22 protein-coding genes are annotated in these 25,478 nt (G+C 43.8%); 12 read left to right on the forward strand and 10 right to left on the reverse strand.

Annotated features, from left to right (window positions below; translation table 11 throughout):
* Positions 1–463 precede the first annotated feature (463 nt).
* Positions 464–2,269 (forward strand): translation elongation factor 4, encoded by a 1,806-nt coding sequence (gene lepA, locus JWG45_RS08620; RefSeq protein WP_205279378.1) that lies wholly within the window; start codon positions 464–466, stop codon positions 2,267–2,269.
* 146 nt (positions 2,270–2,415) lie between these two features.
* Here lepA and JWG45_RS08625 read toward each other — a convergent pair whose 3' ends face one another.
* On the reverse strand, positions 2,416–2,871 hold the full coding sequence (locus tag JWG45_RS08625) for a hypothetical protein (RefSeq protein ID WP_232380594.1): 456 nt from the start codon (positions 2,869–2,871) through the stop codon (positions 2,416–2,418).
* Between the two features lie 510 nt (positions 2,872–3,381).
* Here JWG45_RS08625 and JWG45_RS08630 point away from each other — a divergent pair.
* Complete coding sequence (locus JWG45_RS08630) at positions 3,382–4,434, forward strand: 1-aminocyclopropane-1-carboxylate deaminase (RefSeq protein WP_232380595.1); 1,053 nt, start codon at positions 3,382–3,384, stop codon at positions 4,432–4,434.
* 169 nt (positions 4,435–4,603) lie between these two features.
* Here JWG45_RS08630 and JWG45_RS08635 read toward each other — a convergent pair whose 3' ends face one another.
* Genes JWG45_RS08635 through JWG45_RS08645 form a run of 3 tightly spaced genes read right to left on the reverse strand, consistent with a single transcriptional unit; the run spans position 4,604 to position 7,947 of the window.
* Positions 4,604–5,335: a succinate dehydrogenase/fumarate reductase iron-sulfur subunit gene (locus JWG45_RS08635; RefSeq protein WP_205279361.1), complete on the reverse strand. Its 732-nt coding sequence runs from the start codon at positions 5,333–5,335 to the stop codon at positions 4,604–4,606.
* Positions 5,335–7,248 (reverse strand): fumarate reductase/succinate dehydrogenase flavoprotein subunit, encoded by a 1,914-nt coding sequence (locus JWG45_RS08640; RefSeq protein WP_205279362.1) that lies wholly within the window; start codon positions 7,246–7,248, stop codon positions 5,335–5,337. The genes JWG45_RS08635 and JWG45_RS08640 overlap by 1 nt, the downstream gene beginning before the upstream one ends.
* Positions 7,249–7,266: 18 nt before the next feature.
* Complete coding sequence (locus JWG45_RS08645) at positions 7,267–7,947, reverse strand: succinate:quinone oxidoreductase (protein WP_205279363.1); 681 nt, start codon at positions 7,945–7,947, stop codon at positions 7,267–7,269.
* A 272-nt stretch (positions 7,948–8,219) separates the two neighbouring features.
* Here JWG45_RS08645 and JWG45_RS08650 point away from each other — a divergent pair, with 272 nt between their 5' ends.
* The 6 genes from JWG45_RS08650 to JWG45_RS08675 all read left to right on the forward strand — a co-directional run bounded on the left by JWG45_RS08650 (position 8,220) and on the right by JWG45_RS08675 (position 13,803).
* A complete protein-coding gene (locus JWG45_RS08650; RefSeq protein ID WP_205279364.1) occupies positions 8,220–9,755 on the forward strand; it encodes an aldo/keto reductase in 1,536 nt (511 codons plus the stop codon).
* Positions 9,745–10,215: a DUF309 domain-containing protein gene (locus JWG45_RS08655; RefSeq protein WP_205279365.1), complete on the forward strand. Its 471-nt coding sequence runs from the start codon at positions 9,745–9,747 to the stop codon at positions 10,213–10,215. The genes JWG45_RS08650 and JWG45_RS08655 overlap by 11 nt, the downstream gene beginning before the upstream one ends.
* Entirely contained in the window at positions 10,212–11,090 is an 879-nt protein-coding gene (locus JWG45_RS08660; RefSeq protein WP_205279366.1) for an alpha/beta fold hydrolase, read from the forward strand. Before JWG45_RS08655 ends, JWG45_RS08660 begins: the two co-directional genes overlap by 4 nt.
* A gap of 203 nt (positions 11,091–11,293) precedes the next feature.
* The gene (locus JWG45_RS08665; protein WP_332476403.1) at positions 11,294–12,151 is read left to right on the forward strand and encodes an LA_0442/LA_0875 N-terminal domain-containing protein; all 858 of its coding nucleotides are present in this window, start codon (positions 11,294–11,296) and stop codon (positions 12,149–12,151) included.
* A gap of 11 nt (positions 12,152–12,162) precedes the next feature.
* A complete protein-coding gene (locus tag JWG45_RS08670) occupies positions 12,163–13,503 on the forward strand; it encodes an LIC11996 family lipoprotein (RefSeq protein WP_205279367.1) in 1,341 nt (446 codons plus the stop codon).
* An 84-nt stretch (positions 13,504–13,587) separates the two neighbouring features.
* Positions 13,588–13,803 (forward strand): hypothetical protein, encoded by a 216-nt coding sequence (locus JWG45_RS08675; protein WP_205279368.1) that lies wholly within the window; start codon positions 13,588–13,590, stop codon positions 13,801–13,803.
* Between the two features lie 123 nt (positions 13,804–13,926).
* Here JWG45_RS08675 and JWG45_RS08680 read toward each other — a convergent pair whose 3' ends face one another.
* The 4 genes from JWG45_RS08680 to serA form a co-directional block, all read right to left on the reverse strand.
* Entirely contained in the window at positions 13,927–14,334 is a 408-nt protein-coding gene (locus tag JWG45_RS08680) for a PaaI family thioesterase (RefSeq protein ID WP_205279369.1), read from the reverse strand.
* 750 nt (positions 14,335–15,084) lie between these two features.
* The gene (locus JWG45_RS08685; protein ID WP_205279370.1) at positions 15,085–15,366 is read right to left on the reverse strand and encodes a hypothetical protein; all 282 of its coding nucleotides are present in this window, start codon (positions 15,364–15,366) and stop codon (positions 15,085–15,087) included.
* A 244-nt stretch (positions 15,367–15,610) separates the two neighbouring features.
* Positions 15,611–15,916 (reverse strand): PilZ domain-containing protein, encoded by a 306-nt coding sequence (locus JWG45_RS08690; protein ID WP_205279371.1) that lies wholly within the window; start codon positions 15,914–15,916, stop codon positions 15,611–15,613.
* A gap of 135 nt (positions 15,917–16,051) precedes the next feature.
* Positions 16,052–17,275, reverse strand: a complete 1,224-nt coding sequence (serA, locus tag JWG45_RS08695) for a phosphoglycerate dehydrogenase (protein ID WP_205279372.1) — start codon at positions 17,273–17,275, stop codon at positions 16,052–16,054.
* A 500-nt stretch (positions 17,276–17,775) separates the two neighbouring features.
* Between serA and JWG45_RS08700 the strand changes: the two genes are divergently transcribed.
* Positions 17,776–18,312 (forward strand): hypothetical protein, encoded by a 537-nt coding sequence (locus JWG45_RS08700; RefSeq protein WP_205279373.1) that lies wholly within the window; start codon positions 17,776–17,778, stop codon positions 18,310–18,312.
* A 50-nt stretch (positions 18,313–18,362) separates the two neighbouring features.
* The gene (locus JWG45_RS08705) at positions 18,363–18,683 is read left to right on the forward strand and encodes a hypothetical protein (protein ID WP_205279374.1); all 321 of its coding nucleotides are present in this window, start codon (positions 18,363–18,365) and stop codon (positions 18,681–18,683) included.
* Here JWG45_RS08705 and JWG45_RS08710 read toward each other — a convergent pair.
* Positions 18,673–22,368: a tetratricopeptide repeat protein gene (locus tag JWG45_RS08710; RefSeq protein ID WP_205279375.1), complete on the reverse strand. Its 3,696-nt coding sequence runs from the start codon at positions 22,366–22,368 to the stop codon at positions 18,673–18,675. The two genes, JWG45_RS08705 and JWG45_RS08710, sit on opposite strands and share 11 nt — an antisense overlap.
* A 345-nt stretch (positions 22,369–22,713) precedes the next feature.
* Between JWG45_RS08710 and JWG45_RS08715 the strand changes: the two genes are divergently transcribed.
* Together JWG45_RS08715 and JWG45_RS08720 are read left to right on the forward strand one after the other, a co-directional pair.
* Positions 22,714–23,628 carry a carbohydrate-binding module 48 gene (locus JWG45_RS08715; RefSeq protein WP_205279376.1) on the forward strand — a complete coding sequence of 305 codons (915 nt, stop codon included), beginning with the start codon at positions 22,714–22,716 and terminating at the stop codon, positions 23,626–23,628.
* Positions 23,629–23,764: 136 nt separating this feature from the next.
* Positions 23,765–24,514, forward strand: coding sequence for a hypothetical protein (locus JWG45_RS08720; protein ID WP_205279377.1), 750 nt, complete (start codon positions 23,765–23,767; stop codon positions 24,512–24,514).
* 351 nt (positions 24,515–24,865) lie between these two features.
* Here JWG45_RS08720 and JWG45_RS08725 read toward each other — a convergent pair.
* The coding region (locus JWG45_RS08725) for an NAD(P)/FAD-dependent oxidoreductase (protein WP_232380597.1) at positions 24,866–25,478 on the reverse strand (613 nt) is incomplete at its 5' end.

Raw genomic sequence — 25,478 nt, forward strand, 5'->3', positions numbered from 1 at the left:
ATATTCTCAAAGGGAATCTCTGAAATGTGTGAGTTCCTACATTCTCAAAGCGAATTTCTGAAATGTGTGAGTTCCTACATTCTCAAAGGGAATCTCTGAAATGTGTGAGTTCCTACATTCTCAAAGCGAATATCTGAAATGTGTGAGTTCCTATATTCTCAAAGGGAATCTCTGAAATGTGTGAGTTCCTACATTCTCAAAGCGAATTTCTGAAATGTGTGAGTTCCTATATTCTCAAAGGGAATCTCTGAAATGTGTGAGTTCCTACATTCTCAAAGCGAATTTCTGAAATGTGTGAGTTCCTACATTCTCAAAGGGAAAAATTCGCCCCTTCGATTCCAAGAAATTCGGGGGAAGGAAAGACGGGAGGAGGCCTTCTTTCCGCTCTTCACTCCCAGGAAACGAGCCGTATTTTGCTTTTCAGGGGAGGCCTTTGCAGGAAATCATCGGAAGTGAGCCCATCATGAATGTTCAACAGAAATTTATCCGTAACTTTTCCATCATAGCCCATATCGACCATGGGAAATCCACTCTGGCTGATAGACTTTTAGAGATTGGTCATGTTACAAATGACCGGACCAAGAAGGATCAAATTTTAGATTCCATGGATATCGAGAGGGAAAGGGGAATCACGATCAAGGCAAACAACGCTACCTTTGATTATCTCGCCGAAGACGGGAATACTTATACGATGAACCTCCTGGATACTCCGGGTCACGTGGACTTTACTTATGAAGTTTCTCGTTCTCTCAAAGCCTGCGAAGGGGTTCTTTTGATCGTCGACGCAAGTCAGGGAGTGGAAGCGCAAACTCTCGCAAACCTCTATCTTGCAATGGAACAAGATCTTGCGATCGTTCCCGTTATGAACAAGATCGATCTTCCTGCGGCGGACGTAGAAAAAACCAAAGTTCAAATCGAAGAGAGCTTGGGTCTGGACGCAGACAAAGCAGTTGCAATCTCGGCGAAAACCGGACTCAACGTAAAGGCAGTCCTCGAAGAAATTACAAAACAAATTCCTGCGCCGCAAGGAGATCCGGACGGACCTCTGAAAGCCTTGATCTATGATTCTTATTTCGATCCATATATGGGAGTTGTGATCAAGATTCGGGTTTTTGACGGGAGAATCAGAAAAGGCGATCGTTTTCTCATCATGAGTACCGGGAAAGATTTTACCGTCAACGAAGTCGGAATCAATCGAATCACACTCACTCCGACGGAAAGTTTAGGCGCTGGAGAAGTCGGTTATCTCATAGCGGGAATCAAAAAGGTTTCCGACGCGAAGACGGGGGATACGATCACACTTTTTTCGAATCCAACCAAGGAATCGATTCCAGGTTACAAAGAAGCAAAACCGATGGTATTCTCCGGACTCTATCCGATCAACGGAGAACAGTTCGACGAGCTCGTGGACGCGATCGAAAAATTGAAGCTTAACGACGCGGCCCTCGTATTTGAAAAAGAAAGTTCGATGGCCCTCGGTTTCGGATTTCGGGTGGGATATCTCGGTCTTCTTCATATGGAAATCGTTCAGGAACGTTTAGAGAGAGAATTCAATCTCGACCTGATCACGACGGCTCCTTCCGTAAAATATATCATTCGAAAAAAGAACGGAGAAGTGGAAGAGGTGGACAATCCTTCACGTTTTCCGGATCCGATCGCGATGGAATCCACCGAAGAACCCTATGTAAAAGCCACGATCATCACACCGAACGAATATGTCGGAAATATCATGGCTCTCGCAAACGACAAACGAGGGATTCAGTTGGATACGGTTTATTTGACACAAGACAAGGTCCAGTTGACTTACGAACTTCCTCTTGCGGAACTTATATTCGAATTTTATGATAAACTCAAGTCTTTTACGAGAGGTTACGCCTCTTTGGACTACGAGCCTTCCGGTTATAAGGTGTCTCAACTCGTAAAGATGGACATACTTGTTAACGCCGAGCCCGTGGACGCGCTTTCGATGATCGTTCATAGAACCAAGGCCGAACAAAGAGGAAGGGAGATCATAGAAAAACTCAAAGACCTCATCCCAAGACATCAGTTTATGATTCCGATTCAAGCCGCCGTCGGCGGAAAAATTCTCGCAAGAGAAAGTATTTCTGCGCTTCGAAAAAACGTAACCGCTAAATGTTACGGTGGGGATATAACTCGAAAGAAAAAACTTCTAGAGAAACAAAAAGAAGGTAAGAAGCGGATGAAACAAATCGGAAACGTAGAAATCCCGCAAGAAGCCTTCTTGGCCGTTTTGAAGACGAGCAATTAAAGTATTTTGGCGTAGATTTTCGATCCTATCTTTTCCACTCTCAAACTCAAGGAGCGGTCAAATCGTTCCAGTTGATTCCTTGCGGAAAGTAAGGCGCCTTCCAAGAAAAACACCTTACTTTCCGTTTTTAATTCCAAAATAATTTTTTAGAGTTTAGTCCAAGCCGTGCTGCTCACTTTCCCATTCGTAAAGTAGACGTCGCAAGCTTCAATTTTTCCGCTCGCGGCGGCAGTCAAACTGGTATCTTGAAAGTGCCAGAGCTCCGTAGTTCCGTAACCTCCGAGGGTGTTTTCCGATTGGGACTGAGTTTCGCCCAACAGATTCGTTACTTCTTCTTTTCCCATTCCGTTTTTAACTGCTTGGCAGTTTTCTTTCGTAATCGTTCCGTTTTCTCCCATCGCTGCGGAGGTCGAATTGTTTCTTCTTCCTCCCCCCGTCATTCCGTAAAGGATGAGTAAGATTACGGTTAACGTCCCGAAATATTTAATGACCGTCTTTCGTGTTTTCTCTAAATTTCCTCTAACTACCAATTCGGGTTTAATCAGTCCGATGATTAAAGAGCCGAACATGCCGAGCGTTAAAAAGCCTAATACTGTTGACAAAGTTAATTTCCTCTTAAAAATTTTTTACGAGAATGGATTCATCGTCTCCTCTGTCCAAATGAATTTCGAAATTTTCTGGATCAATGAATTCGAAGTTAAAAAGTAATCCTAATTTATTTATAAAAAAATAATATATTATCTAGATAAGAATTGCCGTGTTTGATCTTTTTGTTTTCCTTCTTTGATCGTACATCTTAAGTAATTTGAGACTGTTTTCTTTTTAGTTGTGAGAAAGAAACTCGGTTTTTTGAAATGTATTACGGGAAAGAATGGTTCTTTCCGATTTTGCAAACATTTTTGAATTATAAATTTGATAGGGTGAATTAAAATCGGCGAAGTTTTGATTTTACGGATCACCTGGTTTTTAGATTTTGTATGAGGGGTGGCTCGGGTGAGTCTCCTTTTTTAAAAAGGAATCCTGTATTTGAATTTCTCTTGTGCACGATATTTAGAATCCTACTGTTTTATGAATCATTTCTTTTTGCGATTTCAAATTTTTGGAAATTCTTTTTGAATCCACTCGCCGCTTTTTTGTCTTCTTCCCTCGAACGTCCTTTAGAGTTTCAAGAGGTTTTGCTTTGCTCGAAACAAAAGGTAACGATTCTCAGAGACGATCGTCTTGCCTTTGGAATCGGGACAAAATTTAGAAAGTTTTTTGGAATCCATTCGGATTTGGAAAATAAGGGGATTCACGAAGTGATTCTTCAGGGAGAATTGCACAGCAATTTGCTGGCTTCTTTCTCTTTTTTGTTTCGTGTTTTCGGATACCGTGTAAATACTTATTCCTATTCTCGGGATCCGAAGAAGGTTACCTTCAATTCTCGGATCGTAAAAATCAACTCCCACACACTCAAAGTATTCCCTTCTCGTTTTCAATGGAAGGAAGGTTTCATCGATCAAAAATCGAACGTGGCAAAAGTTTTCGAATTCGAAGAAGGCGGAAATCTCTCGTTAGATTCGGATTTCTCAACGATCGGAGATCCGGATTCTTCCTTTAAATCCCACGTTTTGATTCCGGAATATGGATTTGGACCGGAAGCGGTTCCAGGTCTAACTTCTCTTTGGAAACAGATTCCTATTTCCAATTTCAATCATTTGGTCATAGACATCGGTTCCGGTTTGACCTGGTTGGCTGCGAAGAATTTTTTTGGTGACACCATTCCGGTTCATGGAGTTTCTATCGGTCTTGAAAAATCAAAAATGATTCCTTGGTTGCAAAGGAAACGGAGAGAACTGAAATTTTCTGGATTCGAAATCGGGCAAGATTCGATTTGGGAATCGGAAGTCAAAGCTGGTTTTGGTTCGTCGAGTCCCGATCTATTCGGATTTTGTAATTCATTCTTTGATAATAATTCGATTCCTATTGAACCGATTTACTCGGGTAAGACCTTATACACGATTCGGAAACGGATGGAAGGGGCCGGGATTTCGGGAAAGATTCTCTATCTCCACCAAGGAGGACTCTGGAATTTTTTGGATTCGTTTCTGCCTCGGATTCAGGAAAAGAAAATCGGTAACGATAAAAACGGCTCTGAAAGACTTGGAACGACTCCTCTCGATTGAAATTTGCCCTAACTTGATTTTATATTCTTATTCTAAAAAAAAACTTAATCAAGGGCAGTCTTCAGGACCGTTCCATCGTTTTTTGAAAAAACGCCCCTGGTACAAACCGACAAAAAAGCCGCCTGTGTGAAGGGCGGCTTGGAATTCTTCTTTTGATGAGAAAGAAAGTTTAAGAAAGGATAAAATCCTTGTTCATAGTCCGGATAAAATCTCTCTTGATCGATTTTGGACAAACCGCCTCGCACTCGTATTGGTTTGTGCAGTTTCCAAAACCTTCTTTGTCCATCGCGTTGACCATCTTTTTCACACGATCCTTTTGTTCCACCTTTCCTTGTGGTAAAAGACCCAGGTGAGTGATCTTCGCGGAAACAAAGAGCATCGCGCTCGCATTCTTACAAGAAGCGACACAAGCCCCGCAACCGATACAAGTCGCTGCGTCCATCGCGATGTCCGCATCTACTTTAGGAATCGGTAATGCGTTTGCGTCAGGAGCTCCTCCCGTGTTGATGCTTACAAATCCTCCGGACTGGATGATTCTATCAAATGCGCTTCTGTCTACGACGAGATCCTTGATCACAGGAAACGCTTTTGCTCTCCAGGGTTCCACGAACACGGTGTCTCCGTCTTTGAAAGAACGCATGTGGAGCTGGCAGGTGGTTACGCCCTGGTGAGGGCCGTGTGCCTGTCCGTTGATCATCAGGTTGCAGGAACCGCAGATTCCTTCCCGACAGTCGTGTTCGAATGCGATCGGTTCTTCTCCCTTTACGATGAGTTCTTCGTTGACTAAGTCCAACATCTCCAAGAAAGACATGTTCGGGGAAATATCCTTTGCGTCGTAGTCGACGATCTTTCCCTTTTCTTCTCCGCTCTTTTGTCTCCAGACTTTGAGTTTCAGATCCATTATTTATAACTCCTTGTGGCGAGGTGAACGTTTTCAAACTCCAGTTTTTCCCTGTGTTCGGTTGGCTTTTTTCCGACTCCGTTGAATTCCCAAGCGGTCGCGTGACAGAACTTATCGTCGTTCCGTTTTGCTTCTCCTTCTTCCTGGTATTCTTCTCTAAAGTGACCGCCGCAGGATTCTTCTCTCGTGAGTGCGTCGAGGCAGAGCAATTCTCCGAATTCTAAGAAGTCGGCGACTCTTCCCGCTTTTTCAAGCGATTGGTTTAGGTCGTTTCCGCTACCCGGAACGTTTACGTTTTGCCAGAATTCTTCTCTGATCTGAGGAATTTTTGCGATCGCTTCTTTTAAACCCTTGTCGTTACGTGCCATTCCGCACTTGTCCCACATGAGTTTTCCAAGTTCTCTATGAAAGGAATCTACGGTTCTCTTTCCTTTGATGGAAAGAAATTTTTTCGTAGTTTCTTCCGCGTCGGAGAGGGCTTTCTTTGCTTCGGGATGATCTTCGCTCGGGCGTGAATTGAAACCCGCTCCGGCGAGATAGTTTCCGATCGTGTATGGAAGAATGAAATATCCGTCCGCGAGTCCTTGCATCAGCGCCGAAGCTCCGAGACGGTTTGCCCCGTGATCCGAGAAGTTGGCTTCTCCGATTACGAACAATCCGGGAAGGTTGCTCATGAGATTGTAATCCACCCAGAGTCCGCCCATCGTATAGTGAACCGCAGGATAGATTCTCATCGGCTGTTTGTAAGGGTTCTCGCCTGTGATTTGTTCATACATTTGGAAGAGGTTTTCATAACGGTCACGGATCTTCGGTTCTCCAAGACGTTTGATCGAATCCGCGAAATCCAGATAAACACCTTGTCCGGATTCTCCCACGCCAAGTCCAGCGTCGCAGGCTTCTTTCGCCGCGCGAGAAGCGATGTCTCTTGGAGAAAGGTTTCCGTAACTCGGATATTTTCTTTCGAGATAATAATCTCTTTCCGACTCAGGGATATCCGCAGGATTCCTTTTGTCCCCTTTGTTTTTGGGCACCCAGATTCTTCCATCGTTTCTTAAAGACTCGGACATCAGAGTCAACTTGGACTGATGATCTCCGGAAACCGGAATACAAGTCGGGTGAATTTGCGTATAACACGGGTTAGCGAAGAATGCGCCTTTTTTGTGGGCCTTCCAAGTCGCAGTCACGTTACAATTTTTTGCGTTCGTGGAAAGGAAGAATACGTTCCCGTATCCGCCCGTTCCTAAGACGACCGCGTCCGCCATGTGAGTGGAAAGTTTTCCCGTAACCAGATCACGAACCACGATTCCTTTTGCATGACCGTCGACTACGATCAATTCTACCATCTCGGTTCTCGGATACATCTTCACGGCGCCGAGTCCGATTTGACGGGAAAGCGCGGAATACGCTCCTAAAAGAAGCTGTTGTCCGGTTTGGCCTTTTGCATAGAAGGTTCTGGAAACTTGAGCTCCACCGAAAGAACGGTTTGCCAAATGGCCGCCGTATTCTCTCGCGAAAGGAACCCCTTGTGCGACACACTGATCGATGATGTTCACCGAAACTTCCGCGAGACGATGTACGTTCGCTTCTCTTGCTCGGAAATCTCCACCTTTTACGGTGTCGTAAAACAATCTATGGACGGAGTCTCCGTCGTTTTGGTAATTCTTCGCAGCGTTGATTCCACCTTGAGCTGCAATACTATGAGCTCTTCGAGGACTATCTTGGAAGCAAAAAGTTTTTACGTTGTAACCGAGCTCCGCGAGAGTGGCCGACGCCGAAGCTCCCGCAAGACCGGAACCCACTACGATGATGTCGAATTTTCTCTTATTCGCCGGGTTTACTAATTTGATATCGGCTTTGTGATTGGACCATTTTTGTTCAATGGAGCCGCTTGGAATTTTAGAATCTAAACTCATGAAAGTTTCTCCAAAAGATTACGGGTGAACGTATCCCAGCAAAATCGAAAGCGGGATAGAAGTATTGCCAATGAAAATGATCAGAGCAAAAAGGATCGCTCCAGCTTTGATCTTTCCATTCAAGGAAGGAGTGCTCAAGCCCAAGGTTTGAAAAACGCTCGCTACACCGTGACTGATATGCGACGCGAGCAAAACCATCGCGAAGATATAAGAACCCGTAACGATCGGATTTTGAAAACCGAGAATGACCATCGTAAAAACGTCGTGTCTTCCTTTAGAATCGGTCATCGCAAAATGATCCGGGTTGGTTACGCCTAACGTGAAATGAAGAAGGTGATAGGTGAGAAAGGAAAAAATCAAAAGACCCGTAAGAGCCATAGTACGGGAAGCAAGTGACGCCTGAACCGTATTCTGTTTTGAGTAGGGAACGGGGCGGGCCTTTTTGTTTTCAATTGAGAGCGTTATCGCGTAGTAAACGTGAATGATAAAGCTAACGATCAGAATGATTCTGGCTACCCAGAGAAGGGGGGCGATGTCCCTAAGTGCTTGGCCATATGCGTTGATTTTTTCTTGTCCGAGGAAGATCTGAAGATTCCCCAGCATATGAGCAACAACAAAGCCGAAATAAACAAGTCCGGTTACTGCCACGAGAGTTTTTCTCCCGATGGAAGACCGGAGATATCCAGCCTTTAAATCCATTTCATTTTCTCCTGTTTGATTGTGGAAAGAATTCATCGAAAAATTAATATGATTCGAAAAAGATGGGCCGAGGCTCAACTTCTCTTAAATTAGGGTAAAAAAGCGAGTTATGACGAAAAGCATTTTTATTTTGAAGTTAAAAAATTGATACTGGAATGGAATGTTATTAAGATCGTTTCTCAATTAGAATTCGAATGACGAACATTCGTTCTGGAATTTCGTTTTGTGCGATGCGTAACGAAAGGTGAACCGAAACAAACGGGAAAAAAAATATGAATCCATCCGATCCATTTCAAACTCTTTATCAGAAATCCATGCTAAAAGGAAGTGCGACTTCCGAATCTACGAAAGAATATTCCGAAAATTCTTCACTCCAAAAAAAATACAAGTCGGGTGAGAATCTTCTGAATCCATATTTCAACTTTCGCGGAAGAACTCTCTCGAGAATCGCCTTTGGATGTTATCGTGTGGGACTTGAATCTCCCGAACATAAGAAGGCCCTCGAACTTTCCTTTCAGGAGGGTTTTAACGTCGTCGATACTTCATCCAATTATGGAAACGGGGAAAGTGAAAGTCTGCTCGGTCGCGTTCTCGGAGAAAAAATCGATCGGGGAGAATTGAAACGAGAGGACGTTTTTATCATCACCAAATCCGGTTATATCCAAGGGAGAAATCTACAGATCGTTTCCGAACTTGAAAAGAAGAATCAAGAATTTCCGGAAATTACATACTACCAAGAAGGATGTTATCACTGCATTCATCCCGCATTTTTGGAAGATCAGCTTACACTTTCCCTCAAACGACTCGGTTTGGAAACGGTCGATGTATTTCTTCTTCACAATCCGGAATACTTTCTTATGGACCGAGAGAAGCATAACGTTCCCCAAATAAAAGCCAAAGAAGAATATTATAAAAGAGTGAAGAACGCTTTTCTTTTCTTCGAACAAAAAAGAGAGGAAGGGAAAATTCAATTCTATGGAATCTCCTCCAATACCTTTCCCGAAAATCCAGAGAAATATACGGCCACTTCCTTACTCAAAGTTTTGGAAATCGCAAAAGAAGTGCAGTCGGAACTTGGTTTGAAAGAATCCGGTTTTGCGGTCGTTCAGTTTCCGGCCAATCTTTTGGAAAGTGGATTCTTGGATCGGAAGTTCGAAGGAAAGTCTTTGATCGATATCATAGAATCAAATCAACTCCTGCCCTTAGTCAACCGACCGCTCAATGCGATCTCGAGTCAGGGGAATATCTTTCGTCTTTCCTATGATCCGAAAGAAAGTCAGGGAGAAGTATTAAAAAACATAAAAGATAAATTGAATATTGTCTATTCCTGGGAGGAGGATTTTTTGCAGATCCTTCCTCCGGGTTCTTACAAATATACGTTTCGAACCGTGACGGAACCTTACTTGGATCAGTTTCAAAACCAGGATCATCTCGCTCAATTTCTGGAAAGAACAGTGATTCCGATCATGCAACAGTTGATCGCTCAGATCGAGAAGATCGCGGGGACCGACAAACAAACCGAATATATAGAAAGACTCAACGACGCACTTTCTCTTTTGGAACGGTATGTTCATTTTCACAATATTCAGAACTCAAACCTACTGTATGAAAAAATCGTAACATTCTATCCTCAGTATAAGGGCTGGAATCTTTCCGGAACGGCTTTGCACTTGCTCCATTCTTCCTTGAAGGAAGGGGTGGTCCTTTTGGGGATGAGAAAAGAAAATTACGTCCGAGACGCGGAAGGTTCGTTTGCCGGTCCGATGACGAAGATTCAGGAAAAGGATTGGAAGCAGTTTGAAATTTGATCCTGAAATCGTAGCTCTTTTCGACGTGATCACGGCGACTTCGGATCCTGAAAAGACCGTCGACTTCGCTTATCAAAACGGCGAAAGACTTTTTAGAGAAGGGAAATACTTTGAGGCGCATGAGGTTTTCGAATTTCAATGGAAAAAGGATTTTGGGCCGAGAAAAATATTTTTGCAGGGAATCATACAACTCTCGGTTTCTCTTCATAAAATTTTTGTCAAACCCAACGGACGCGGTTCCCGAATGCAGGCTACAAAGGCAAAGGAAAAGTTGGAATCGATCCTACATTCCCCCGCTCTCAGCGAAGTCGGAAAACGGGAAACGTTAGACCTGCTTTTCTCCTTGGATAAACTTTTGGATCTTTATGAGGGAGACGAACTCCTTCTTGAAAAAGTTTCTACTTTCAGCATTCCGAGCCTTCCGAAAGACTGGCGAGAATTATTTAAGGTGCATCCATGAGTGAAATCGAAAGCGGTTTTTTTCAATCCGGCGGTTACAACCTCGCCTATAAAATTCATAGGAACGATAAAAACAACGCACTTCTGTTATTTCACGGATTTCAGGACGCTTCGGACACCTTTCTCTATCAATTCCCATTCTTATCCCAACATTTCGATATATATCGTTTTGATTATAGAGGTCACGGAGATTCCGACTGGCTGAGAGAAGGGAATTATCATTTTATTCAGACCCTAGTGGACGTAAAAACGTTTATCACCTCCTTTCTTCCGGATAAGTTTCATATTTTAGGACATTCGATGGGGGGCGGAATCGGAGCTCGTATCGCCGGTATTTATCCGGAAAAAATCCAAAGTCTCGTTTGTCTGGAAGGATTTATGTCCATTCAAACCCCTGAATTTGAAAAAAAACGTCTGAAGGCCTGGTTGGATACGATCGAGAACAACGAAGTCGGCACGAAGGATCGAAAAAACAAAACGTTTTCGAGCATCGAAGACGTCGTATCCCGACTCAAACCAGTTTATCCAAAATTGGATTCTTCCAAAATTCGGGATCTTGCGGACTATCTTACAAAAAAGACGCATAACGGTTATCAGTGGAAAAACGACCCGCTGTACAAACGAGGTTTCCCCTTTGTTTTTTCCCCGTTTCTGACGCGTCATCTTTGGGAATGTATCGATTCTCCCACCCTGATCATCTACGGTAAAGAAACTCATTTGATGCCGGAGAATCGGGAAGAAATTCTTTCGCACTTTAGATATTTGGAATATGTTGAGATGGAAAATGCAGGTCACAATATGCACCACGATCAGCCGGAGTTGTTGGAGAAATTGTTAAACGCATTCTACAAAAAACACGGTTTAATTTCCGATTAATTTTCGTTGATTTTTATACAGTTTTGTCTCCACGTTCCTCAATTTGCTTCCGCTTTGATCAAGACCCGTTTTTGCCGGATCGAAATAAGCAACTCGTATTTGCAAAAAGTAATTGATAGGAGACCTATAATTCGTATATCATCAGAGAAATTGAATTTTTATTTTTTGAAATCATTCGTATTGTTCTTATAAAAACGGAGATCATTTTGAAGAAATTTACATCCTTTTCATTCCTTATCGTTTTTCTTTTTTTATTTTCCCAGTCGCTCTGGAGCGCCCAGACAATTCTTCTCAAAAATGGAACTTCGATCAAAGCGGACGTTACCGGTCAAAACGAAAAAAACATCATAGTCCGGATGACGGACGGAACGGTGAAAACGATTTCTAAAAAGTCGATTTTGAAAGTTGTCTATCGCGACGTGAATGAAGAAGAGGCAAAAAGAATTCGTTTGGAAGAGGAAAAAAAACTAAAAGAAGCCAAATCCGCCGAGGAAAAAAAACAGATCGAGGAAGAAGCGATCGTGACGAAACCGAATTTCAAATCGCACCGTTCCGGAGATAGAAATCGCCTGAGCCTTGTTTGGCGATCGGCCGTATTTCCGGGATGGGGACATTACAAAGCGGATCGAAAAAAGTCCGCCTACGTCTATGGTTCCCTTTTTTGGACCGGAATTCTGGCGACGTTTAGTTCCGCCCAGAAAGTGACCCAGACCAAAGCGGATTACGACCAAGCGAGTTTGAACGCACAAATCCTCGGAGGAGATAGCCCTTTTTTGGCAGGACAGATTCTTACAAACGGAAAAAGAGAAAGTTATAAGAAGGCGATCAACGACTATCAACAGATCTCGACGGCCACCGCGATTCTTTACCTGATTCAACTCGCACACGTTTATTATACCGGAATTTCTTGGGAAGAAGAGGAGGTCGCCCTGAATCCTCAAGGTTCGATTCTAAAAAAAGGGCTTCAGATGGATTCTATGAGGGAATTCAATTCTTTAGAATCGGGCGCCAACTCGATCGTAGGCTGGAGAGCCGAGGCAAGATACAATTGGTTTTTTTAATGGAGAGATATATGAAACGATTCCTTCTCATTCTTTTGATTATTTTGAATTCTCAGTGTTATAAATTTGAAGAGAACCCTCTCGATCCGAACGGAATCTTCGGAATCTTACGATCCATTTTAGGGAAGGATCAGTTCGGTTATACTGACTTTATGAAAAGTAAGTATTATGAATTTCGAAAAGCGGGTACGAATACGTTTCTTTCCTATGCAAGAAGAACCTTCGACGGCACGGATGATCCGAGAAATAGGGTCGATCTGATTCTTGCGAATGAAAACACAACCGATCTGATTCCGACTAACATCCCCGTAGTGGGAGCTCAATACGCCGACATGATCGGCTACGGCTACAATCCGTCGAACGCGAGTAATAAATATTCCATTCTTTTTGAATTGGGTGCTTCCGACGCAGTCGGGAACTTTACTTACCAATACTATTACTGGTCTGGCTCCGTTTTACCCACGGCTGGAAGTCGTATGACGTTCGTAAAAGTGGATCCCTCTATCACGGGTGAAAAAATAATCGGCTTTGGGACTTACAACGTGGGGGCCGCTGAAAAGGCAGTTTTTTGCGAGAAGCTTCCACCGAGCGGTTCTGTGAGTTGTTATAATGTAAACAGTGATTTTTCAGGCCGTCTTGCGATTGCCGGAGTCCCTCCGGTCCAATGCGGTATTGTCGGGAATAACCTAGCGGTAGGATGGTGTGCGGATTCCATTACCGGGACCAGTCTTTCTATGTTTCCTACAGACGGATCCGCTACCGCGTTCGGAGCGCCGGCGATCATGTCCATGCCGGCTTCCTACAAGACGGCGCCTTACGCTACTTTTTTGGGAAATTTCAACTTTGACGTTCCGAATGACTTCTCGGAATCCCATTTTGTAGAACACAACAACGGTACGATTCGAATCACGACGGTTCCGGGGGATCTGAGTTCGATTGCTACGATCGTGGTCCCCGGTAATGGACAACAAGCGATTGTCGCGGTAAATGGAATTGCCGACACGGACGTTATCTTTCCGGTGCGTTCCTTTCGGGTCGGAACTACAACCTACCTTTCCTTAATCACGAACAATTCCCTTGGAGGATTCGCTTCTTATTCTTTTAGAACCTCGGACGCGGGAGTCAACTGGGCTCCGGTCAGTTTTAGTGGTTTGACCTTTCCGAACGCAATCGATCAGGGCGATCCCGTACCGAGCCAGACTTCGGCGCTTGCAAGTTTTGGAACGAACTCAGGAACCGAAAAAATTCATATTTTTATCAATATAGAAGGTGAGTCCTTAAAACGTTATATGTCTTCGAACTTCGGAGCTACTTGGACTTTGCAGGAAACAATTACACCGAGTCCGGAATAAAAAATTCTGTCTCCTTAGAAAAAAAAGCTTGTACTTTGGGGGTCGTCCTAGAACATCCTTTCAACAATTTTAAAGGAAGTTTCCATGCAAGAACAAGCTGCAAAGTTTAAGAGCCAGTTAGAAAGATATATCAACTATCGCGGGATCGATATTGTCCTGCATCTCAAAGACGGGTCTCGCGTGGAATTGGATCGAAATCGTAAGTTGGTCGGCGAACAAATCGTCTATTTTCCAACTAAAAATCTCACAAACGCCGTGGAGCTCGCGAGCATCAGCCGAGCAGAGTTTTTCGTAGCTTAGAACTTTATAAAATTCTAAATTACCAATAGAAAGGGAGGTTAAAAATACCTCCTTTTCTATTGGTTTCGTTGAAATCTCTCCTTTCGTCTTTGAAATTTACAACATAGACCGAAAAATAACCCGCTACCAAATCATCGTCTGGATTGATGGACTTAGAAACGAAAGAACGGTGGAACCTTTTTGATCGGTGATTTCGCTCATAGCTCCTAATTTTTCCGGAATGTATGCTCTTTCGAAACTTGCTTGATTTCGGCGGTTCCGGTCGCTTGAACTTGAAGTTTCGATTTGTGGATTGATCCAAGCTCTCATCGCCGCTCCTGAGGAAATATCCGTTACCCCAAAAAGTGCTGCTCTGTGGACGATCTTTACGGAATTGTGAAACGTTTCGTCCATCTCGATTTCATACATGCTTTTACCGAAACTGGCGTGAAGCGCTTTGTATTCGAGCTTATAAGAAAATATATTTTGAGTTTGAAAATAGAAAATAAATTCCGGAAAATTGATTTCGGGGATGGATTGAAAGGGGTTCATCTTTTGGTTAAGCTTCTTCGAAATCGAAGTTTTGTCTATTCTGGCGGATGAATTCGATTCAGTAACACACTTCTATGAATTTAATATTCAAGTTGTATAGGTCCACTGAAAAGAATCGAAATGAAGGTGTGCCTCTGTCTGAGGTTTTGATTTTTTTGAAAAGCTTTTTCAAAAAAAAATTGCTTTTATAAAAGGGTAAACCGATGCGTGAGACCGTCTTTGAAAGAATGTCTCTGATTCGAAACCCACTCGTGTTTAGTTGTATTTTTTGCTCTTAGAATTGATACGATCGCGTTTTGATTCGATTCAGAGCGGATTTGAGGAGAGGTCCTCGTGGGCTTTGATTTTATCGACGGAAAGAGAAATCGGTTGGATCCACGGGAGCCTAATCTCAGTCAAAAGTAACTGTAAAGAGAATCGTACTTACAGCGAAGGAATTTTGTAGGAGTTCTTACAACGGGGATTTGTGCTTGCAAAAAGTATAATTTTGTGATAGAGGAAAGTTCCCGAGGTTTTCCCGCCACCACTCCCCACCACCCGAAATCAGGGCGGGGCGCGCGACTTTTTACGGTAGAGCGTCGTATCTACGACGTTTTTTTTAAGGTCATACGACTTGTGGGTAAGCTTATGCGAAGCTCGGAATGAAATAGGGGAATGCCCCCAGATCGTTTTTTCAGGCGGCTTATGAACTTTCTAACGAGCTCCTGAGAGTATTTTTTGTAAGAGTTCCCGCATTTTTCAGTATCGAGATCAACCTTCAATCATTTTAGAATGAAACGAATCGAAGATTCGAATTTTTGTATATAGTGTTTTTCTATCGGATTCCACGAATTTTACGACTGGGCTTTCCTTTGCCTTGACTGCAAAACCTTTTTTAGAGGAGGAGATCCGAAGAACTCGTATCAAAAAAGTTTTCTTGATATAACCTGGAATGAGAAAGAAAAAATGGAGCCTTTCTTTTTGAAATGATAAAAGTCGAACGCTCAAATTATAAAGTTTTTTTGCTTCTGAGAGAAAATGTTCCCAGTTCATTCTTCGAGGAAAATGCGATCAAAAAATTTGTATCGAAAAGATTGGATTTGTAGGATGTCTTACAAAAAAGAACGTTCAAAACGATTCCCCTTCCAAAAGAAGAGAATGTTTTGAAACGATTTCTGCGCTGGAAAGCTTCCCATTTTGGAAACAAAAATTTCCCTTTGCTTCTAAAATTCTAAGGGAAAATTTTCGAAAGGTAGGAACTCCCTCTTGGAAGGAGTTCCGTTTTTGAATTCTAAATTTAGGAAAGATCTCGAATCAGGTCTTCGATTTCCTGAACCTTATTAAAATCCCTTTCCGTATAGTTTAGATAGAGGTCGTATTCCGATCCGGAAATTTTCTCGCAACGAATCACTTTTACCGGGATTTGAATCGCACCGGAAAGACTGATCGTTCCGAGCTTGAGTTCTAAAACCGTCCCAGGTTCCACGGGAGAATCGGTTCTATGGAGCAAACCTTTCAGAATATTCTCAGCCAGCCGAAGACTCTGATCGGCCAGCTCGCTCAGATAAACGGTAATTGTGTTGGGAATTCTGTTATAGTGCATAGCACAATAGTAGGGGATTCCAGGAAATTAAAGCAAGTAAAATTCAAAAAATTCTTTCTTAGAATCGATGAATTTTATATTACATTTCCATTATGTTTTCTTTTTAGCAAATTGCTTTTACAAAAGGCGCTTTGTTTAATAAAGAATCCGAGTTTTGATCGAAAAAGGGTGTTTTTCGATTTTTTCCTTGAGTTCGTCTCCGATACTTTTGTCGATTACCATCGACAAGTATCCGATTTCCGCGCTGGTCCCTAAGTGTTGAGAACTGATATTGGCCCCAATTTCGGAAACCATGGAGTTGATATCCTTCAAAAAGCCGGGTTGGTTTTTGTGAACGTTCAGAATTCTATATTGCCCCGAAGGAAGAGGTGTGATTTCGAGATTTGGAAAGTTTACGGAGAATGTCGTAGAACCGTTGTTTATAAACTTCACGAGTTTACTTGCAACTTCGGAACCGATATTCCTCTGAGCCTCTTCCGTGCTTCCTCCGATATGCGGAGTGAGGATGACGTTAGGCAGGTTTTGCATCGGTGTTAGAAACGGATCATTGTTGGACTCGGGTTCTTCCGGGAATACATCAATTCCTGCACCGGCGATATGTCCTGACCGGATCGCTTCCGCGAGGGCTTCCAAATCCACCACTTTTCCGCGAGAAAGATTGATCATATAGGCGCCTTTTTTTGTAATTTCGATCTCCTTTTTTCCGTAGAGATTCATCGTCTCCGTCGTTTCGGGTACGTGAAAGGAGATAAAGTCCGAGTGTCTCAAAAGCTCTTGATAACTCGCTGCGGGCATCGCGTTTCCAAGCGGAAGAACGGTCTGAACGTCATAGTAGATAACTTTCATTCCCATGGCTTCGGCGAGAACGGAAACTTGGCTTCCGATATGTCCGTATCCGACGATTCCTAGGGTTTTGCCTCGCACCTCGAAACAATTTTTGGAAATCTTATTCCAGATTCCGGAGTGTGTGTTGCGGATATGATCGGGAACTCTTCTTGCGAGCATGATCACTTCGGAAATCACAAGTTCCGCCACCGATCTTGTGTTGGAATACGGTGCGTTAAAAACCGGGATTCCTTTTTTTTCAGCTCCGCTCAAATCGACCTGATTGGTTCCGATACAGAAGCAGCCGATGGTAAGAAGACGTTTTGCTTTTTCGAGAACGGGTGCGGTCACGTTGGTCTTGCTTCGAATTCCAAGGACGTGAATGTTTTCGATTTCGTTTAAAAGTTCCTTCTCCGAAAACGCAGCGGGAAGGAGACGGACGTTAAAACCGTCGTTTTTGAAGAGATTGAAAGCGTCCTGATGGACGTTTTCGAGGAGAAGGACGTTGATCTTATCTTTTGGAAATGAAATCATAAGTACCTACCAGGGTTTCAAGTGTGGGCTTCTCTGAAAATTGAATTTTTCATTTGGGTTCTTTGGAAACCGCTTTTGAGGTGGCCCTCTTTTGTGAAGATCCTGATCTTACCTACCAAGTCGAAAAACGATTTCGAATTTAAAAGACCCCTTAAGAATTTTTGTAAGAGTTCCTACATTTGATACTTTTTATTCGTAAAAAGTAGAATTTTGGGATAGAGAAAAGTCGACCGATTCTTCCGCATCCCCCTATCAAAAAACGTTCCATGTAATCTCCCGATGGCTCACGCCGTCCGAGTGGGATTTTCGTTTCACGGAGCTTTGTCGTGGTTACTACTGAGATTTCGTAAGATTCGAACCGCTTGTGGGGATGGGATCGAAGTTAGATTGGGTAGAATTGCCGAGTTCGGTTTTGTGAAGTTATGGTCCGGGATTCTTCTGGAATTTTCTTTCAAAACCGGGCTCTTTTCAGAAACTAGGAAAAAACCTCGGGGGTCCCTTTGAAGACTCGAATTTTATCCATTCTTTTTTGCGTTCTTTTTTTTCTCGGAATTTCCTGTTCTTCTGCGAGCGTTCTTCAGACTCCGGAGCCTGCTCTGGAACAGATTCTTTTTCATTCGGATCCTCTTTGTCCAGGGTTTCACTTTCTTTGTTCTCAAGGGGATACCAAATCTATGAACTTTCGGGGAGTTTTTAAGAATTCCTCCGGAGAAAAGACGCTTTTCTTGGATTATTATCTCAGTTCTTTCGAGGTGAGTTTTCCAATCGGGGTTTCGATTCAATTGGACGGAACTTGGTACAATCTGAGAAAAGTAGGAACCGACTATTCGGATTCTATGAGAATTTCTTCTTCAATTCCCTCCGAGCTTGTGGATCGAATTTTAAAAGCGAAGGAGATTACATTTAGTTTTTCTTCTCGCGAAAAAACCTCCAATCAACTTTTTTCTTCGAGAGATGCTTCCCGTTTTCAGGCACTCCTAAAAAATCTTAAGGAAAAATTGGACGCTCAGTCTAAATTGAATATTCTGAATCCTTAATCTTCCCGGTTGGTTTAACGACTTCGGGCATAAAGACGGAAGACTGATTTTTGGAATTAGAATCGATCGCTTCTACAAAGTTGACCCATCGTTCCAATTCTTCCTTTGCAAAAAGTCCGGGTGCGTCGAGAAGATTTGAATTCTTGGTTCCGGGAAGTGTAGGATGTCTTACACTTTTCTTTTGCACTGCGATTCGTGTGTGGAAGGAGATCGGAAGTTCGATTTCCGGAATTGATCGGAAGATTCGGTTTGTCGGAGGACGTTTCGCAGGAGCAAACGAATCCGTATTTTTTCGAAGGGCGCTTTGTTCGGATTCCGCCGGATCGAATTCTTCTCCGAAACGGATTTGTGTGGGAACTCTTACTCTCTGACTAATTTTTTAACGCTGTCCAAAGTAGGAGAAAGCCAATCTTCCAGAAGAGGGTCTTGTCCAATGGCTTCTTTTTTGAACATAAGGTCTTTGTTCGACATCGCAATTTCCGAAACTTCGTTGATCTTTCTTGCGGTCTCGATCGCCTTCCAATAGTGTTTTAAGGCTTCGGCTGTATTGCCTTGTTTTTCATAAACAGCGCCGATGTTGTTATAAGCGGCCACAAGGGTTTGATAGACTTCCTGGTGATACGGGTCGTCCGGTTTTGGAAGCCCCATGTTCAGAAGTTTTTCTTCCATATCGTCTTGGACCTTGAGATAATTTCCAAGACTTGCTTTGTATTGGCCGGTATAATAAAACGCGTTCGCCTTTCCCATCAAAAGTGTGGAGTGATTGTATTCGTCTTCGTCCTCAAAACCGGACCATTCATTTAACGAAGCGGCGAAATCTCCACTCATGTAATCCACCCAGCCTTTGAAATAACGAAGCTCCCTCTGAATTCCGACGGGAAGGGGTGTTCTCCATCTGCGGATGAGGGTAAATTCGTTTTCATCCGTTTGAACCGCCTCCGCTTTGGAAAAACCTTCCAGAGAATTTTTCAATTCCATAGATCTCGTTTTGGCGACGGAATCCATCTCGGTTCTTGCGCGGAAAGGATAGATCTTTCTTCCGGGGAATTCGGTGATCTTATCTTTTTCGTTGATTCCCGCTGCGGAAAGATATTGAATTCTTGCTTTGTCAAAATAAATTCTTCCGACGTTTCCTTGAATCAGAGTTTCGTCTTCTTCTCTGGCGCCGTAGCTCTGTTTGAAGTTTTCAAAACGATGGACCGCTTCGTTTAACAATTTATCGGCTTCCCCGAAGTTCGCGAGACGGATCGCGTTCTCCGCGAGTTCGGTCGCGGCTAAATAGTGAGCTGGGTCCAGGGTCGCCGCTTTTTCAAAAAATCTTCTGGCTTGGATCGATTCTTTAATGGAAGCAAAGTATCTTCCTCTTTGATAGTATCCTTCCGCGTAATCGGCTCCGTCTCTTTCGACTCCGGTTACGGAATCTTCTTCCGTCTTATGATAGATAAGATCCAGGATTTCAAGTGCGTTGTCGTTGACTTCCATGCCGGAAACCTGATCGACGGGATTGATATTGTAACGAATTCTCAATTCCTTCTTATTCAAATCGGTATAAAAAGAAGCAAGTTTGGAAAGAACATAAAGAGAAAGTTTTTTCTCTATGTCTAAGTTGTTTTTGATCTGTCTGTGATGATTGATCACGAACTGAGGATTTCCGTCTTCTTTCCACATTTCTATATAAGTGGAGAGTAGGCCGCCTTGACCTACCGGACTGGAAGGATCGATTTCGACGATCTTATTGTAAAAAGAAGCGGCCTTTCCGAATTCCCTGCGATTGTAATAGACCTTCGCGATTCCGGCAGTCGTCTCTTCGTCGTAGGGTTCGTTTCCGTCAGTGTAGACCTGTTTATAGAAGTTGATTGCGAGTTGATCGTTTTTATATCTTCCGCCACCTAACGAAGATTCGGTGAATGAAGGCATGATCGAAGAATGGAATCTTCCCAAATTCTTATAAGTCATATTGTCGTGTGTTTGTTTTTCCAAACGCATCACGATATAAGCTCCCGCTTTCAGAATTTTTCTCTGAATTCCATCTTGGGCGAGAAGAATCATCCGATTCTCGTTGCCGATCTTTCCGGCGATCGGGAGTTTTCCATTATCCCAGATCTGGCCTTTTGCGAGGGCGATGATGGGAACCTTTTCCCTTTTGTCCCAGGAGTTGTTTGCGGATTCTTCTCCACCGGCTCCGAAGTCGGGGCTGACCTTTCCGAAAAGTTTTTCAAAACCGCGATCGTATTCTTCCACTCGGGTATATTCGACGCCGTAGAGATTGAGATATTTGAGATGATTCGGGAGAATATTTTCTCCTCTTGCAAAGGCTTCCTCAGCCTCGAAGAATTTTTTCTTGCGAACTTCGCTGTTTTTCGGATAAGCGCCCGCTTCTCGAATGAGAGTCAGACCTTGCTCGTAATACTGGGCCGCTTGATTCGGAATGATGAAGTTTCTGTAAAGGAGGGTTCCACCCACGATCAAAAAAATCGCGGCCGCGATTCCGAAGACGGTTCTTCGAATCGCTTTTTTCTGTCTCTGCAATCCTTCCTTTGTATAAAGGGGATCGGTCGAAATGATGGGAACTCCGTCTTTGGAGAATCCGCTTCCTCTTTGCGAAAGCGAAATCGTTTCTCCCAAAACTCCAGAAAGAAAATCCGCGATTTCGTCGGGGGAACTTTCGATCTTGATGAGTTCTAAGAGACCTTTTTGATCTCTCGGCGTCATTCGATCTTGAACGATCGCGTCGATTACCGCGCGGCGAAGAACCGGCGGGTAACGAAGAATTTCTTTTTGAATGATTGCTAGTTCTTCGTCCTTGAGCCCTTTATCGATATCCTGTTTTTCTTCGCTCGCAAGTCCTTGTAGATCGGCTTCCAAGCCGAATGAACTTCCTGAATCATAGTCGTCGCTTCCGGGATCACTGTCCAAATCTGGACTGAAAGAATCAAAGGAAGAATCCGCTCCGCCCGGAATGTCGGATAACGTGTCTTCTTCCGAAGAAGGAACAAAATCGGCAAAGGGATCTTCCGAAGCGGTAGAAGAAGAGGTAAGATCGGAGAACGGGTCTTGGCCAGGAGAACCTAAATCGCCGAAGTCCGCAAAAGGGTCGCTTTCAGAAGAGGATGGTCCGCTGTCCGAAGTTTGACTGAAAAAATCATCGTCTCCACCCGCAGGTTCGGAAGAAGGGGAGGATAAAAAATCATCAAAGGAATCCGCGCCACCTCCGGAAGATTCCGGAGTGGACAAACCGAAATCATCCCCCGAGTCAGTGGAAAGGCCGGTTCCCAAATCCGCAAATGGATCCTCGTTGTCTCCTGCGTCCGGAGTAGAGGTAAAGGAATCCATTCCCGCAAAAGGGTCCGTTTCATCCGAAGAAGAAGGAGTTCCGAAGTCGCTACCTCCGAACGGGTCGGCCTCCGAAGTTTGGGAACCGGTTCCGAGGTCCGCAAATGGATCGGTTTCCGAAGAGGTTTCTCCGTCCGTGGTCATCTCGTCTAAACCGGCAAAAGGATCCGAAGGTTCGGCGCTTGCAGGGCCTTCTTCGTCTCCCAAGGAAAAGTCATCACTCGCGGAGGGGGTTGTTTCCGGAGGAAGTCCGAAATCTCCAAAAGGATCTGCTTCCTCGGAACTTGTATCCGAGCTCGGTTCGGAATCCATTCCGAAATCCGCAAACGGATCGGCTTCGTCCGAATCCACGGGAGAAGCGACGTCAAAGTCGTCGTTGTCGCTTGCGGGCGGGGTTTGCGAAGGTTCTGCTAAGAGTTCGTCTAAATCGATATCATCGTCTTCGATGATTTTGGATTTGGGTCTTTCGAGTGTAGGAGGTTCTTCCTCCTCGTCCTCATCGGCAAAGTCTTCCGCGTTGTCGGAAGTAGGCTGAGGAGTTGCGTCTTCCTCCTCCTCTTCGTCGGAGGAGACCGGGCTTCCATAGCCCATCTTTTCACGAAAGACAGAGAGCATAGGATTGAGCTCTTCCGAAATATCCGGATTCTTGGAAAGAGGTTGAAGAATAGAACGGATCTGTTCTAATTCCGCTTCCTTGAGTGGGGTAGAATTCGCCTCTGCCATGATATCCTGCTAAATACTATCGGAATCCTTGGAAATTCTCCAATGAAAAAACTCTTTCCGGAGAAAAGGAAAAAGGGAAGGAGAGGATAAAAGCGAGTTCGGTTTTTTCTCCTTTTTCTTTTTGGACGAAGAATCCGGTTCCTTTTTAAAGGAGAATGGGCCTTTCTCGAATCCGATTTTGTTACAGCTCCTACAAAGAAGTTTTTGTTCCTTCGATGGAGCTTCCGTTTCGGGAAAAATCCGAATTCTTCATCGGAAAGGAGTTCCTCCGGGTTTCCATTTCGGACTTATGTCCGATTCCGGACTTTGTTCTTCTCTTTGGAAGCGAATTTCCAGATTTGCCTTATGCTTTTCGCAAAAGCGATCGAATCTTTATTCAGAATGAAATCGTTTCCTAAGACAAAAGTATTCCTCTTCGCTCTTCTTCTTACCATTACCGTTGCCGTCGGCGCTGATGACGCCGGAAATTGGATCGGATCTTTTTCATCCGAAGACTACGAAGACTTTTTAGAACCGGTGGAAAAAGAAAAAATCTACTATTACTGGCAGATGGAAAAACTAAAAAGACCGGTGGCGCCGAGATACATTCGATATATCGATTCTTCCCTTTCTCTCGAAACCGGGAGACTTCTCAATCGAGGAATTCTTTTCACCTTTGAAGGAATCGAAAACGAAGACGTTTCCGTCTGCGGAAATTTTTCGCTCTGGAGATGTCTTCCTCTCAAAAAAAACGACCACGGAATTTTTTACACAGTCTACGATCCCGAAAGCAAAGACACAATTCGAGAAGAACTCAAGGTCTTAGAATACAAATTCAGAGTGGACGGTCTCTTTACTCATGATCCGTCTAACCCCGATTCGACGGAAGACGGAGACGGTTCTCTGGTTTCCAGGATCGTCGCCGTTCCATCCGGACCGGACAAACACGTGACCACGAGAATCTTAGAAGATTCTCCCTATGAAGAATTGGAGTATAGAACCGTCGAGTTTAGAATCTACGCTCCCGAAGCGGAGATGATCACCCTAGTCGGAGATTTTAATCACTGGGATCCGGAACAGGATATTCTTAAAAAAGAAAGGGACGGGGTTTTCACACTCATCAAGAAGATGAAATCCGGGAATTATCTCTATAACTTTGTACGCGACGGAAAGATGATTTTGGATTCGTTTAACCAGAACACTCGTCTCAGAGTCGATACCGGTGAAATTTCTTCCTATTTGATCGTTCCGGAACGAACCTACGCTCTGGAAGCAAAATAACTTCTTTTTTTCATTGACCTATTTCGCGATCCATAGAGAGCAAAATGCGCCAAAGATGCAGAGCGTAATCTTTGATTGTTCCAATATAACTTCTTTTTTTCATTGACCTCGTCTTTTCCCGGGCTTTCTTCTACTCATGGAAAAAATCCGGCTGGGTGTGTATACGTTTGGAATCCTCATTGTCGGGATTCTCGTTTTTACACTGTCTAAGAGCTGGTTCATTTTAGATAGGGGGGTGGAATTGGTGGAACCCGGTTCCAACAAAGAAGAACCTTTGGCCCCGTCCGATCGAAGTTCCGATCTCCTCAATCATTCGGTTGTCCTTTGGGATCGTTTTTTATTCTATCCTTTTGAACTTTCCAGAGAAACGGTCGCGGGTCCTAGAAAAACTCTCAACCACGCGCGCAATCTTACCGTGATCGATTTAGAATCCGGGAAGCCGCGAAAACTTTTCAATCGTAACGTTTATATCTGGGATTACTTTACGGGATCCAACAAAGAAAAAGAAATCGGGGTCGCTGAAACCTCGGAAGAATCGGAATTGGATTCAGTCTCTGCTTCGGGAATATCCACGGGAAAAAATCTGGTTTTGATCGGAATGACGGAGGATACGAACAAGGACGGGTTTCTCAATCAAAGAGATCGTAAACAGGTTTTTATCTACAATCCGATCGGGGCAGCGCTCGTCGGTGTTCTTCCTAGGAAATATTCTTTGCAAAAAATAATTCCTTCTACTGGTAAGGATAGGCTTGTGATGATCGTTTCTTTGGAAGAGGAAAAAGAAGAATCGAAAAAAAAGAAAACTCCTTCGGTAAAACTTCCGGAAACCACATTCTATATTTATGATATTCGAAACGGAAGAGGAACTCTCGTAGAGAATCCCTGATTCGAACGAGAAGAATTCAAGTCATCGCGATTTAAGACGGAATCGAATGCGACCAAGGCAATTTTCTTAAATGAGAAAAAGTTCCTTCGAAAGTAGTATTCCTCGAGAAGGCACTTCTTTAGTCGGAATCCAGCGGCTTAGCAATTCTAAATTCCCAAGGTAAGGAATTTTCTTACATTATCGTTTCTGAATTGGAATCAATCGATTCTCAAACAAAGAAGTATATTCAAAAAATAGAATTCGTTGTCGGTTCTGAGCAAACACGGATACACAAGAATTACGAAACCAAAACGGAGGGGCTGTGAAGGTCCACTCCGTTACGAGTTATCAATGACGTTGCAGATCGAAGATCTATTCTTCTCGGGATTCCAGCCAACGTTCTGCGTCGAGGGCCGCCATACAACCGGAACCGGCCGCAGAGACCGCTTGACGATAGACTTTGTCTTGAACGTCGCCTGCTGCGAAGACTCCTTCGATGCTCGTCTTAGTAGTTCCCGGAACGGTTTTGATGTAACCGCTTTCGTCGAGGTCTAAGATTCCTTCAAAGATGTCCGTATTTGGTTTGTGTCCGATCGCATAAAAAAGACCACCGACCGCGAGTTCTTTTTTTTGTCCATTCACGGTATCTTGCAAAGTAAGAGAGGTTAGATTCTTACCATCACCTTTGGCTTCTTCCACTTGAGAATTCCAGAGGATTTCGATCTTCGGGTGTGTGGTCGCTCTTTTTTGCATGATCTTAGAAGCGCGTAAAGAATCTCTTCTGTGAACCAGATACACTTTGGAAGCAAACTTGGTAAGATGAGAAGCTTCTTCGACTGCGGAATCTCCGCCGCCTACAACGACGAGTTCCTTGTTTCTATAAATCGGAAGTGGGGGGGGGGGGGGGGGGGGGGGGGGCGCGCAGTGAGCTCGGTAAAAGTAGTGTTCGGGGTTATTGGTGGGTGGTGTTGGTGGGGGGGGTTGG

Source organism: Leptospira ainlahdjerensis (genome assembly GCF_016919175.1).
Lineage (GTDB): Bacteria > Spirochaetota > Leptospiria > Leptospirales > Leptospiraceae > Leptospira > Leptospira ainlahdjerensis.